Raw genomic sequence first — 12,740 nt, forward strand, 5'->3', positions numbered from 1 at the left:
ATGTTTGCATATATTATAGGAAGTCAAAATCCAGTAGTAGGTAAAGCCTTTACCTATGAGATATCCTCTGGTTCGTTGTCTATTTTCGGTGATAGCACAAAATATGGATGGTACCTTTTCAAGAAGCAAAAAAACGGAAGTTGGCGAGACATTACAGATAAACCCAAAATGGGAAGGGCTGTCACCTATACTTTCCACGAGCCGGTTTTGGGAAATGAATTCGAATTACGTGTTTTTGAAACAAAATCGGGGTCATTTGTAGGAACTGCACCTACAAAAAAACAGATCGCAAAATTAGATCTCGTGCCAAGCAGTAGCAAAACAGCTCAAATAGATAAAGTTATTTTACTTAATGGAGGTTCGAAAGATGTCAATAAGGCAAATTATAGGGATATTCTCCTTGCACAAGCATTTTGTACCGCAATGTTTAATAGGGAATTAATATTTACACTTTGGGAAGATGATGCTAAAAACTCAGGTCATAATAAGAATAATAAACCTATTGCTACAAAAACAAAAAAAGTAGACAAAAACGGAACGGCCGTTGTCGAATTTACACTTATCGATGCCTTGATGCGAAAAGCAATGCAAGGAGAATCAGATGTAAAGCAATTAGAGTTTTATATTACTGTGGAATATTATGTGCATAAAAAGCATTCAACAAATAATATTAATATAAACAATCCTTTTCCTGCAGAGCCCCGCGCTCCGCAAATACCGTCTCGCCCTCAAGTATCAACACCTTCTCCACAAGATCCATCAAACCCATATCCACCAACTAGAAGTTCCGAACCGTTACCTGTTCCTAAAGTAGAAGGATCACCAGCTGAACAAAAAGCACCAAGTAAAAAAGAAGAACATGGAATTAAAGATGTTGTTACTGAGCATTTAGGAGAATTATGGGATTCAGCAGAAATTTTAGGAAAAGCAATAAGAGATCAGTTACCAACGATTTCTACTCCTGAAGGCGTAGGTACTGCATCAGTAAAAAATACTATTGTAGAAGCATTGTTAGATGCTTATTTTGCCAAAGAAGAATTTACCAAAGAAACCAACGAAAGTGCTGGTAATTATACTTATAAATTTTTAAAAGATAATGCTAGAGTAAATAAAGATGAGATAGCAGGAATCATTAAAGGAAAAATAGAAGGTAGTTTGAGAGCTGAAAAAAAATATGTTAAGTTAAATGATATTAAAAATGCTTTGTCTTCATCATATGTTAAAGATTCTACTATCTCTTTTGCGATCTATAAATTAGGAGTAGCATATAAGAAAATAACTAATTCACCATTAGAAGACGATGTTTTTGTTGTGGCTCAGACAATGAAGTTGGATGGGAAACAAGTAACAGTAAAAATCAAAGAGAAAGAAGCTTTATTGGTAGGAGATTCTAATAATGTTTCTGTTTTAGAAGCTAAAGAGAATGGAAATGAAGTAACCGAACTTAAAGCCATGGTACAAGATGGTATAGCTAAAGTAAAAGTAAAACTGCGTCCAAAATCTGATGAAGATTTAAAAAAGTGGAAAGAAAAAATACAAGTCGTAAAAGACGGCACTCATACCTACACTTTCGGTGGGAATAATGATACTTCTAACGAAGCCAAAAAGAAAAGTGTAGCCCAAGTGATAGTAGGCAAAGTAAAGCAACAGCTTGCAAGTAGTAATAAGTTTGCTAAGGCAGAAGATATTGTAACCGCTTTAAACAAAATACCAAACAAGACATCTTACGGTAAAGACGAACAAATAACCTTTGATGTATATAAAAGTATAACCGAGCAATGGTGGTTAAAAGCTGAATGTACTGGCGAGAAAAAACATGAAGGAGAGTTCTTAAGAAAAGAAGGTGCATATTTTACGATTGGTAAGAAATGTGAATGTGAAGCAAGAATTAGAGCATTTATGCGCGTAATAAGAGTTGCTGAAGGAACAGGCGAATACAGAAAAGGAACAAAAGAAGCAAGAAATCCACAGTTAGGTTATACAACGTGGTTTAGTGGTGCGGGAAATAATTTTACATTATCAGACGATCACCCTCGAAAAATAAATAGTAATAGTACAAATACCCTAAGGTCGTCAGCAGCTGGAGCATATCAAATTATGAGTTGGAAATTTGATGAACTTAATGGATACGAAATAATTTTTAAAGATGATTATTATCAAACAAAAGTCCCAAAAGTATATACTGAAAATACGGATAAAGCTAAAAAGTACAATGCAAAAGGATTTTCTCAAGTATCACAAGATAAATTGTGTGTTATTATTTTAGAGGCTCTTGGAACAATTGAGGCTTTACTCAAAAACGATATTAAGGGTGCAATTTCAAAATCAAGTGGTACATGGGTAAGTCTTCCTGGAGCAACAGCGGGACAGCCTACTGCAAAAATGCAAGAAACACTAGATTACTACGATGAGTTTTTAAAAGAAGAATTATCTGGCAAAAGCCATTTACATATTAAGCCAGGTTTTTTAAAAGAATTTAACATTACTTGTCAATGTCAACAGCAAGAAGAAAGTAATGGTATATGTCCTGATGATTGTTCTCAATGTTTTGACTATGCCGATGTAGTTGCAAATCCAAGATTGAATAATCAAAGTAACAATGTTAATAAAAACCGATTTCATAGGGTAAAAAGATATAATAATTCCCACCCTCGAGGATACTACCATACCGGAGTGGATGTATTAGCATCATTAGATACAGAATTAAAATCATTATTGTGTGGAGAAATTCTTGAAGCTTATGATACAGGAGGAGATTTGGGTAAAATTGTTACAATTAAATCTAAAGATAGAAACGGCAATTATGTTTGGATAAGATATTGTCATTTAAATTCAATCTCTGTTACAAAAGGACAAACTATAAAACATGGAAAAAAAATGGGTAAATCAGGAAATACAGGAAACGCAGTAGACGTATTACCTCAGCATTACCATGTTCATATCGAAGCCTCAACTGATGGGGTTTTTAAGGGAGGGCAAACTCGTATTGATCCAGAACAATTTATGAAAACCAAATTTGATGAAACTCTTCAAGGTAATCCTATAAGCAATTAATTTATTATGAAAAATAAACATTTTTTTTTACTGTTTTTTATTATTTTTTATGTGACAATAAGTTGTAAAGAAAATAAAGAAGTTGACCAAATTAAATTATCTGAAATTGATACTACAAAAAGTAATATAGAAAAAAGTATATTTAAAAAAAGTGATAGTATAAACATTAATTTTCTTGATAAAAAATATCAAGCAGACGGAATTTATATCGCTGACAATGCTCCATCCTATCCGTCATACAATTATTCTGATGATAAAATCGGCGCATTTAATGTAGATTATATAGGGAAAACAACTGAAATACAAAACTTTTGGGATGTTTACAATAAGAAAGGATACTTTTCTAAATTTAAAACCCCTGAGGAAGCATCTCATTTATCGGAAGAAATCAAAAAGTCGATTAATTTTAAAGATTATTATGTTTTGGCGTCATATATTCCTAGCAAATATATTTCGTATAGCGGTAATGCAGATGGTGAATTTGATTTAAAGCCAAATGCATTAACATATTTTTATCTATATGTCGACAATAACTGGAAATTAATTCATAAAATAAATACTAATACAATTCCTATAGATAATATATTAAAGTTTGAAACTAGTATAATACAAAAAGAGTTATTTAAAAATAATAAAGTATCAACAAAAAAATATAATGGTCTTTATAAATTTAATGTACAAACAAGTATTCCATCAGCTGAAATAGCTATAAGTAGGTATGAGTTTACAATTGATAATAACAATAGTAATTTATCTTTGATAACCTACCTTGAACCACCGATCTGCGATGGGAAATATTTTGCAATAGAAAAAAACAACCTGTTAGAATTATATTATTTTGGAGACGAATTATCGTGTATTTCTATAGATCCCAAATTTTATATTAAAAAAGAAGGTTCTCAATTTTACCTGAAAATAGCAAAAAGTAGAGAAAAAATTAATAAATGGATAATGATGAAATAAAAGGATATTATTGTGATTTGATTGCTGATGTTTGGGAAGATCCAAAAATTAGTAGCGATATAATGCCACAAATACACTGTTCCGTTTCCTGCAAAAATAAACGAAAAAGGAATTGCAGAGGCAAAAATTCCATTAAGTTCTGATGAAAGAATCCTAAAACAGATTGCCAATAGATATCTGATGAAGGGAGACAAAAGCGAAGGTAAAAATCATGAATATTATGTAACAGCAAGTTATCATGGCAAAATACAAAAAGCAAGTAAGGTAAACGTAGATGTCGCTAATCCTGATTATAAGAAAGATTCTCAAAAATCACAGCCAAAAGCTTCTGCGAAGAAACCAGAGCAAAAAAAGACAACCCCACAACCTCAGAAACCACAACCGAGACAAGATACCTACAAAAAGCCACTTCCAAATAATAAACCTACCACAGGCAAAAATAACCAATCAGATAAAGACGGTAGAATTATCGATGTCAGTTTCAAGAACAGAGCAGGTGAAAAATTTACAACCACTCCAAAATTTGGAGAAACCATCATCGTTGAAATCCAGACTAAAAATGTGATTGGGAAGCATTACTATTTACGAGTATGGGAAGATGATACTATCGGAGAACATGATCTTTTGTATGAAGGAACCCATAAGATTACAAATGACAAACAACTGGTTACGTTTGCATTAACCAAAGATCGTCAGCAGATTGGTGAAATTGGAAATGATCCCAAAGATCCGGACAGCGGGGAATACAGAGCTGAGTGGACAGACCATCAGGAACTATTCGCAGAGATTGCATTTGCAGATATTTCGAAAGAGTCTACAAGGCTGACGATAGAAGTTCTGGAAGAGTACAAATCGCCTGAATATAAGAGTACGGCGAAAGTGAAGAAGTTGCCAAAGCAGGAACCGAAAAAAGGTGAATGTTTTTATAATAGAAAATTTGAAGATAAAGAGGTTGCAAATATAATTAAGCAACTTAGAATTTTAACTGGGCATAAAGATACTGTGAATCTATGGTATAAGCAGACAACTCCCAAAATGGATGATAAAAGCTTAGCAGGCTTTGTTAAAGAGCTTAATGCAAACTTCAATCATTATAATATTAAAACTTGTTCTCAGAAAATGCACTTTTTAGCTCATGCTTGTATAGAGACTGGAGCCTTTTCAAAAGCTAGAGAAGGTGGAACAGATTTAAGTTATGATCCGTGGAGAGGTCATGGATTATTGCAACTAACAAAAGAAGTTGCTTATGAAAAATATAATGCTAAGGAAAATAAAAACTTAGTAGCAAAACCTGAAAAAATAGCAGAAAATTTACATTTAACAGTTGATTCTGGATGTTGGACATGGAGTGAATTTAAAAAAATGCCTTCCGATGTAGAATCTAAAGCTGTAAAAAGATGGGGCAAGGTAACAGCAGGAAAATCTCTAAATCAATTGGCATTATATGGAGATAAGTATTTAGAACTAATTTCGGCATTACTAAATGGAAGAAATGATAAGACTGATATGCCAAATGGCTGGGAAGAAAGAAAAACAGCGTATGAGTATTTAAGGAATTTTATTTTCAAATATGATTGGTTTCATGGAGGTAAAAAAGAAGAACCTGTAAATACAAAAGATATTGTTACATATCATATTTATTCTGGTGGCGATATAGAGAAACACATACCAAAAGTTATAAAATCTGGTTTTGAAAAAAAATATAAATATGTTTACCATGATACATCTGATAAAGAGTATATAGTGTGTACTGTTGAGTGGAATAAAACTGACGGAAAAAAAACAGGTGTAAATCAAGGAAACGTTAAGCCTACACACAGTAAAATTATATATGATAAAATTGTAAATGAAGGACAAACAGAAAGAAGAGTAATATATGAGAATGGTGATGTAGCTGAGCATGGTTCCAATAAAGGAAAAACATTTTGGAATCTATATAAATCTGAAGGAAAAAAAATAGAATTGGTTAGAATGCCCGATAGTCTTGATATAGCTATACCCAATTCAAGAATAAAATATAACTTTTCTGATACACAAAGAAGATATACATGTCCTGGAGCATTGGCAGGTTTCATAGGAGCATTAGCAGAATGCGGTTTTACAGATATTTTAACAACGGGAAGTTGTTTTAAATATGCTACATGTTTTCCAAGTGTAAAACATGTTAATGGTCAAAGTATTGATACTAAATACATAAATAGGGCGAGAGAAGAAAAATTTGTTAAAGCTATGTCAAAATTTCATTTCAATAAACAGATAACAGGAAATGATACAACACATACTTATCCAGGAACAGCACATCAAGGAGATCATAATGATCATTTACACTCTGGGTTTGATGAATCTCAAGTGAAAATAAAAAAAGGATGATATTATGAATAGATTAGGATTAATGATAATTTCAGTAATTATACTTGTTTCTTGTAAATATGAAGGTCAAGAAAAAGTAAAGTCTCAAGGTAAATTTACCAAAGAATCAAAAAAAAATAATAGTAATAATATTAAAATTATAGATAGTTTGTTCATTGGAGATCATTTAATCTCGAGTAAAAAATTTCTTCTGAATATTGAAAATGGCGGAGATAATTTCAAGTATTTTCATCAGTATGAGAATATTTTACATAGGATGAATGAAAAATTTATTAAATGGGAATACCTTAAAGATAGCAAAGTTTTGTCTATAAATAGTTATTTGTCTTTAGAGTTAATGAGAGAAAAATATAATAAAGAAGATAAAGAAAAGAATATTCACATTATGCTTTACACTAAAATTAAAGGAGTAAAGAATGATTCTATTTTGTTTTATAAATACCAAATAGATAAAAAAGCACTTTATGTAGGGCAAAGATTTGAGAGTTTATCTTACTTACAAGATGATTTAACTTTATGGAATTTAAAAACTTATACTAATCAGTCCGAATTAGCTTTAGGCATAGATAATTGGAATAAATATAAAATAGATATCAAAACAGGAAAAATAATATTGATTGAAAAATTAAATCCATATAAGTGAAAAAATATTTTCTGTAATAGTATGCATAATTTTTAATAATATTTCATGTAAAAAAAATAATGTATTTGGAGATAAAATACGAGCTCAATATAGCTCACATATTATTTGAAAAATACAGCAAAGGTGTTTAGCAGATAATATTGAAGTGATTACCAGAGAATAATCTGGTAACATGACTTCAGTTCTTATAGATAAAGATTCTTATCTACCCATAAAAAAAATAGAATGATGAAAAAAAAGTTTTTACTGTCAATAATATTCTTGATAATTTTATTAAGCTTTTATTGTAAACAGAATATGTCTCCTTCCTCAAAAGCTAAAGAACAAAATATAGACTCTATTTTGGGAAATTCCATTTTGGCCAAAGAAAATTATTTCAATTTAATAGTTGGTAAGGAAGGGGATATAATATTAAAAAAACAAAATAAAGAATATTTTGACAAATATTCCGAATTGAAAGATGAAAAAAATTTCTATATTTCACAAAATAGCCTTTCGATTATATTTGAAAAAGAAAAACTAACACATAAGGACAACATAAAAATAAATCTTTTTACCGTTGTAGGTAATAAAAAGATAGACTCAGTTCAATTTTATAGAAACATTTCAGGAAATGGGTTTGGAATGTACAATTGTATGTCTTACTTCAATCCCAAAACAAACAAAATATGGCAGATACAATATTTTCCTTTAAATCCATTAAGGGGAAATTCGGTGGGTATTATCTCCTATACTGAAAGCAGTATCACTTCTGATGGACATATTAGAATAGATTCTCTACATTATTTGGATGAATCTTTAGATGCTGAAATGGAAAAATATAGTCTTTATTATTAAGAAGTTCTTCGAAAGCATACTGAAAAACATTGCTAATAAACAACCACTCCAAAATTTGGAGAAACCATCATCGTTGAAATCCATACTAAAAATGTTATTGGGAAGCATTACTACTTACGAGTATGGGAAGATGATACTATCGGAGAACATGATCTTTTGTATGAAGGAACCCATAAGATTACAAATGACAAACAACCTGTTATATTTGCATTAACCAAAGATCGTCAGCAGATTGGTGAAATTGGAAATGATTCCAAAGATCCAGACAGCGGGGAATATACAATGGAAAGGACAGACCATCAGGAGCTATTCGCAGAGATTGCATTTGCAGATATTTCGAAAGAGTCTATAAAGTTGATATATATTTTGGTCATAGGGCAACTATGGAAACTGTTCCTAAAGTTACAAAGAAAAATGATATAATCTATGTAACGAATGATTTTCAAAAAGGTTATACTACAGCATATGGAAATAATAAAATTACAGATCTTAGTACACATCCTCAAAAGGTTTACAATGAAGAATCTTCAGCAGCAGGAGCTTATCAAGTAATGAGATATGTATGGTGGGAACTAGCTGGATTTGAAGTAGCAAAGAAGAAAAAAACAGGAAAATACAATGAAAAGAGAAATCTTTTAAAAAGACATAATATTTCCGATTATTATCCGGAATCACAAGATAAAATATGTCTTATACTTATGGAGCGTCAAAGACCCAAATTAATAGGTAAGATAATTAATGATCATATTGAAGCAGCTATAAAAGAAGATGGATGTTTTATATGGGCAAGTTTACCAGAAACCAATGACAAAAGCCATTATAAATTAAATGGAAAATTACAGCCAGCCACACCGCTAAAAACATGCATTGAACATTACAATCAGTTTTTGAAAGATGAATTAGCAGGAATTAGCAATTTGCATTTGAAGAAAGGTTTTTTAAAAGAATTTGATTACGATTGTTGTACAGGAAAAGCAACTGTTCCAAAACGAATAGAAACTGCTCCAAAATCTTCAAAAAGTGGCTATGACATAAATAAAGCAGTTGTAAAGTTAAATGAAAATGTAGAATCCAAATCACTTTCAAAATGTGCTAAATATGTAAGGATAGCAATTGAAGCTGGTGGTTTATCTACGGAAGGAAGACCAATATCGGCAAAAAATTACGATAAATTTTTACCAACATTAGGATTTACAGAAGTTAGTACAATAGGCTATACTCCTATAAAAGGTGATATTTCAGTTATCCAAAGCATTCCCGGTCATGTTCATGGACACATTTGTATGTACAATGGAAGTCAATGGTTGTCAGATTTTAAGCAAAGAGACATGTGGCCTGGTTCTGGATATAGAAAAAATCCCCCAAGATATAATATATATAGATGGAAATAAAAATTAAATAAAATGAATGTTAAAAAATTAGTCATTTTTCTTCTAATTGCTTTTTCACTGCAAGCATGCAGTCAAACACCAACTAGTAAGCCAAACGCAAAAGCTATAATATCTCAAAATAATGATGAGATAAAAAAAGAACTAAAGTTTTTTTATATTAAGTATTTTTCCGAGATGGAACATACGAATAAATCAAGTGAAAAAAATCTTGATTTACTTCGGCAAAAATATATGACTCCTGAATTATATAAAAAATTAAAAAATATAGATTTAGACTATGACCCCATTATAAATGGTCAAGACATTGATCCAAATTGGAAAAAAACGCTTAGTATTAAATATGTGAAAGAAAGGAATTTATATGAGGTTTGCACAGTAAACGGTTTTGATAATTCAAAAAATTGCACATTTTTAAAAGTGGAAAAATCCGACACTGGATACAAAATTTATGATATTAAAGTCAACAATATAAGTAGTGTCATAAGTTATTCAGACGATGTGGAAGAAAATGATGGTAGAAGTGAAAATGTTAATACTGAATACTCTGCTAATGGTGAATGGCGAATAAATTGCGGAGATGGAGTAGCCAGTATCACAATTAAAGATAAGGAAGCCTCTCTGATTGTTTTATCTAATCAAATTTATATAGAATTAGCTGAAACAGAAAGATATAGTTTTGAAAAAGGAATCGCATATAAACTTAAAAATGTCCCCGAAGATAGTGGCGGTTTTGGCACAAAATTACCATGGAAAGAGTATTTGAATAATCAGCCAATTGCTTACATAAAAATAGTTGACGAGAATACCCTTAAATTTTATTGGTATGGCTTTTATAATAATAAGACAAATAAAAGAGAAATGACAGACTCTGAGTTTAACCAAGAGAGTAAGTATAAAGAAATTGTTTTGAAAAAATGCCGAAATTAAAAAGATTTAACAGAATTATAAGCTTTCGGTAGAGATTCTGGAGATGAAAACGAGGTAAAATCCGAATATTCTGAAAAGACTTAGGTAAAGTAACTTTTGCAGAATTTGGTTCCGAAACTATTCTTATAAAATAATCTGATAATTGCAAATAAGCGCTCTTTGAAATAACGACAAAACATTACTGGAACGATGCAGATGGAAAAGCTGATTATCTTGCCGTAATGGTGTCAATTTTTATGCTACCTCAATTAGTAAAAAATATAAAAAAGTAAACGAAAAATGTGATGATGAAAAAAAACAAACAATCGCAATAGCAACATATAAAAAAGATATTTTTTTGTGTAATTTTTTAAAAGAAAAAATTAATGCAAAGAATATAGTTTCTCAAAAAAGTAAAAATATTATTGAAAGTGTAATTGGGAATTACACTATGATGGAAGATTACGGCACAGAAAAATTTTATAAAAGAGAGTCATCTAAAATAAGTAATTATAACATTACACTCGAACAAAATAAAATTTGGAATCTCTGTTTTGAAAAATTAAATTTTGAAGACGTTGCTGACAAAAATGAATTGGAAAGCGATTGGAGATATCCTTATAATAAATTAAATTTTGCTAAAAAAATATTAACACTTTATAAAAATACAGAATATGGAGATTCGTGGCAACATATCGCAAGTACGCCAAGATATCATATTGCTTTGTATATGTATTTTCTACCTTGGAAAGAAAGAAAAAATATATATAAAGAAATTGATAAACTGAAAAAAGAATTAAAGCAGCAAAAAAATATAGATTGATGAAAATCTGATAAAAGGAGACAAAAGCGAAGGTGAAAATCATGAATATTATGTAACAGCAAGTTATCATGGCAAAATACAAAAAGCAAGTAAGGTAAACGTAGATGTCGCTAATCCTGATTATAAGAAAGATTCTCAAAAATCACAGCCAAAAGCTTCTGCGAAGAAACCAGAGCAAAAAAAGACAACCCCACAACCTCAGAAACCACAACCGAGACAAGATACCTACAAAAAGCCACTTCCAAATAATAAACCTACTACAGGCAAAAATAACCAATCAGATAACGGATGCGTATTTTGTGAACAACAATGGGCAGAGATTAGCAAAAGCCGTAGTTGGAGATTGGGTAAGAGTTTGTATCCATACAAGTAATATGATTGGAAAGCATGTTCAGTTTGTGGTTTGGGAATATGATACTGTTAAAAACGACGAAATTTTTAGAAGTGGAAGATTAGAAGTAAAGGGTGATATGATCACCACTTAAGGTTTTATCATTACTGAAAAAATGTTTGAGAAAGGTGCAAACGTAGGAGATTCTGAGTCTCAAAATTATTTTATAGAAGTTTTACAATTTGATGCAGAACATTTGAAAATTGATTTTAAGAAAGGTGAAATTTTGAAATTGAAATAATTTATTTCTTAAAATGAATGGTCTTAATAGCTTTTAATAATGCTTTCTGATCTTCAATATTTAAATTTTCCGCATATAAGTTAAATTCAATCTTTCCTAATGAGGAATGTCCTATGCTGTCAATGTAAATGCCGGTTATTCCTTTACCTGCTTTTTTCGGGTAAACTATTTTAGCTTGATATCCAGATAATCTTTCAGTATAAGAATAATTAATTTTATAATTTTCAGGTTCGATTTTACTGATATCATTGACGATAATCATTTCTGTAGTATCAATATCCGGATGTGCTTTTAAAATCTCATTCAAAAATTTTCTGTCATAAATATTAGGGGTTTCTTCTAGAGAATTTGAATGAGGACCATAATCGAAAACAATAGTGTCATTATTTTCAGTAAGTAAGCCTCCCACATTGCTGTCAATACCTGATAATTCAATTTTTTTCCACCTAGTAGGAACTGCAATATCAAAGTTACGAAAACGGATACGCTGAAAATCCTTTTTGCTACAGCTAATTACAGTAAAAAATAACAACAAGAGGCAAACTTTCATATAGCATTGTTTCGGTAAATGATAGATTTTGAATTAATAGTAAGGAATATGCTACGCAGCAAGTCCGGGATCAAAGTTTTCACAAACCAGACAGTACAAATCCTGTCGCCAGATTCGGTTAATCTTATAATTCAATACCGCATTGATCTCCTGAACAATATCAATGTTTTGAGTCGAAATAGATTGCTTATTATCTTTTTTTATATTGGGAAAAGTTTTTTTATTTTCAATTTCCTTTGTTTTGTTCGCCACAAAAGTAGAGTCTAAAAGGTTTTTTTCTGAATGATAGGAGCGAAGATGGGTCGAATCTTGTTTTAATTTTTGTTCAGAGGTATATTCAGAGTTTTGCCCAAAAATAAATTGACCGCAGAACAGAACAATAAATTGTATAAGTAATTTCATCGATGATTATTTGTGAAAACTAAGGTATGAAAAATTACTTTTATTGATCTCTCTTTTGTGATTTTTTGCATTTTATTATTCAAAATTTTCTCTCATGTAATTAGATACTTCAAAATCGACGGGAAGGCTTACATCAAATCAATACGCGCTTTTTCTTGTGATTTGTTTA

Annotated in this window: 12 protein-coding genes; 10 read left to right on the top strand and 2 right to left on the bottom strand. The window is 30.7% G+C overall.

The genetic code is table 11. The annotated features are described in order from the left end of the window. The 10 genes from NZ698_RS16370 (at window position 1) to NZ698_RS16415 (ending at window position 11,619) form a co-directional block, all read left to right on the top strand. A complete protein-coding gene (locus NZ698_RS16370; RefSeq protein ID WP_263004290.1) occupies window positions 1–3,054 on the top strand; it encodes a peptidoglycan DD-metalloendopeptidase family protein in 3,054 nt (1,017 codons plus the stop codon). Between the two features lie 6 nt (window positions 3,055–3,060). Further along, window positions 3,061–4,017: a hypothetical protein gene (locus NZ698_RS16375; RefSeq protein WP_263004291.1), complete on the top strand. Its 957-nt coding sequence runs from the start codon at window positions 3,061–3,063 to the stop codon at window positions 4,015–4,017. Window positions 4,018–4,197: 180 nt separating this feature from the next. Beyond that, complete coding sequence (locus NZ698_RS16380; RefSeq protein WP_263004292.1) at window positions 4,198–6,387, top strand: hypothetical protein; 2,190 nt, start codon at window positions 4,198–4,200, stop codon at window positions 6,385–6,387. Between the two features lie 4 nt (window positions 6,388–6,391). Further along, window positions 6,392–7,030: a hypothetical protein gene (locus NZ698_RS16385; RefSeq protein ID WP_263004293.1), complete on the top strand. Its 639-nt coding sequence runs from the start codon at window positions 6,392–6,394 to the stop codon at window positions 7,028–7,030. 225 nt (window positions 7,031–7,255) lie between these two features. Then, on the top strand, window positions 7,256–7,867 hold the full coding sequence (locus tag NZ698_RS16390; RefSeq protein ID WP_263004294.1) for a hypothetical protein: 612 nt from the start codon (window positions 7,256–7,258) through the stop codon (window positions 7,865–7,867). A gap of 383 nt (window positions 7,868–8,250) precedes the next feature. After that, window positions 8,251–9,258 carry a lysozyme family protein gene (locus NZ698_RS16395; protein ID WP_263004295.1) on the top strand — a complete coding sequence of 336 codons (1,008 nt, stop codon included), beginning with the start codon at window positions 8,251–8,253 and terminating at the stop codon, window positions 9,256–9,258. Between the two features lie 12 nt (window positions 9,259–9,270). Further along, window positions 9,271–10,185, top strand: a complete 915-nt coding sequence (locus NZ698_RS16400) for a YqhG/Tai3 family protein (protein WP_263004296.1) — start codon at window positions 9,271–9,273, stop codon at window positions 10,183–10,185. A 337-nt stretch (window positions 10,186–10,522) separates the two neighbouring features. Beyond that, the gene (locus NZ698_RS16405; protein WP_263004297.1) at window positions 10,523–10,987 is read left to right on the top strand and encodes a hypothetical protein; all 465 of its coding nucleotides are present in this window, start codon (window positions 10,523–10,525) and stop codon (window positions 10,985–10,987) included. A gap of 104 nt (window positions 10,988–11,091) precedes the next feature. After that, window positions 11,092–11,472 (top strand): hypothetical protein, encoded by a 381-nt coding sequence (locus NZ698_RS16410; RefSeq protein ID WP_263004298.1) that lies wholly within the window; start codon window positions 11,092–11,094, stop codon window positions 11,470–11,472. A 21-nt stretch (window positions 11,473–11,493) separates the two neighbouring features. After that, window positions 11,494–11,619: a hypothetical protein gene (locus tag NZ698_RS16415; protein ID WP_263004300.1), complete on the top strand. Its 126-nt coding sequence runs from the start codon at window positions 11,494–11,496 to the stop codon at window positions 11,617–11,619. Between the two features lies 1 nt (window position 11,620). On the opposite strand, the gene NZ698_RS16420 is transcribed toward NZ698_RS16415, so the two are convergent. Together NZ698_RS16420 and NZ698_RS16425 are read right to left on the bottom strand one after the other, a co-directional pair. Then, the gene (locus NZ698_RS16420; RefSeq protein WP_263004301.1) at window positions 11,621–12,154 is read right to left on the bottom strand and encodes a hypothetical protein; all 534 of its coding nucleotides are present in this window, start codon (window positions 12,152–12,154) and stop codon (window positions 11,621–11,623) included. A gap of 66 nt (window positions 12,155–12,220) precedes the next feature. Next, complete coding sequence (locus NZ698_RS16425) at window positions 12,221–12,571, bottom strand: hypothetical protein (protein WP_263004302.1); 351 nt, start codon at window positions 12,569–12,571, stop codon at window positions 12,221–12,223. Window positions 12,572–12,740: the final 169 nt, after the last annotated feature.

It is taken from the genome of Chryseobacterium edaphi, assembly GCF_025628985.1.
In the GTDB taxonomy this organism is placed as follows: domain Bacteria; phylum Bacteroidota; class Bacteroidia; order Flavobacteriales; family Weeksellaceae; genus Chryseobacterium; species Chryseobacterium edaphi.

What these genes read in the sequence shown, in the direction of transcription:
- NZ698_RS16370 (WP_263004290.1), top strand. Translation starts at nt 1, where the DNA reads ATGTTTGCATATATTATAGGAAGTCAAAATCCAGTAGTAGGTAAAGCC.
- NZ698_RS16375 (WP_263004291.1), top strand. Translation starts at nt 3,061, where the DNA reads ATGAAAAATAAACATTTTTTTTTACTGTTTTTTATTATTTTTTATGTG.
- NZ698_RS16380 (WP_263004292.1), top strand. Translation starts at nt 4,198, where the DNA reads ATGAAGGGAGACAAAAGCGAAGGTAAAAATCATGAATATTATGTAACA.
- NZ698_RS16385 (WP_263004293.1), top strand. Translation starts at nt 6,392, where the DNA reads ATGAATAGATTAGGATTAATGATAATTTCAGTAATTATACTTGTTTCT.
- NZ698_RS16390 (WP_263004294.1), top strand. Translation starts at nt 7,256, where the DNA reads ATGATGAAAAAAAAGTTTTTACTGTCAATAATATTCTTGATAATTTTA.
- NZ698_RS16395 (WP_263004295.1), top strand. Translation starts at nt 8,251, where the DNA reads ATGGAAACTGTTCCTAAAGTTACAAAGAAAAATGATATAATCTATGTA.
- NZ698_RS16400 (WP_263004296.1), top strand. Translation starts at nt 9,271, where the DNA reads ATGAATGTTAAAAAATTAGTCATTTTTCTTCTAATTGCTTTTTCACTG.
- NZ698_RS16410 (WP_263004298.1), top strand. Translation starts at nt 11,092, where the DNA reads ATGTCGCTAATCCTGATTATAAGAAAGATTCTCAAAAATCACAGCCAA.
- NZ698_RS16415 (WP_263004300.1), top strand. Translation starts at nt 11,494, where the DNA reads ATGTTTGAGAAAGGTGCAAACGTAGGAGATTCTGAGTCTCAAAATTAT.
- NZ698_RS16425 (WP_263004302.1), bottom strand. Translation starts at nt 12,571, where the DNA reads ATGAAATTACTTATACAATTTATTGTTCTGTTCTGCGGTCAATTTATT.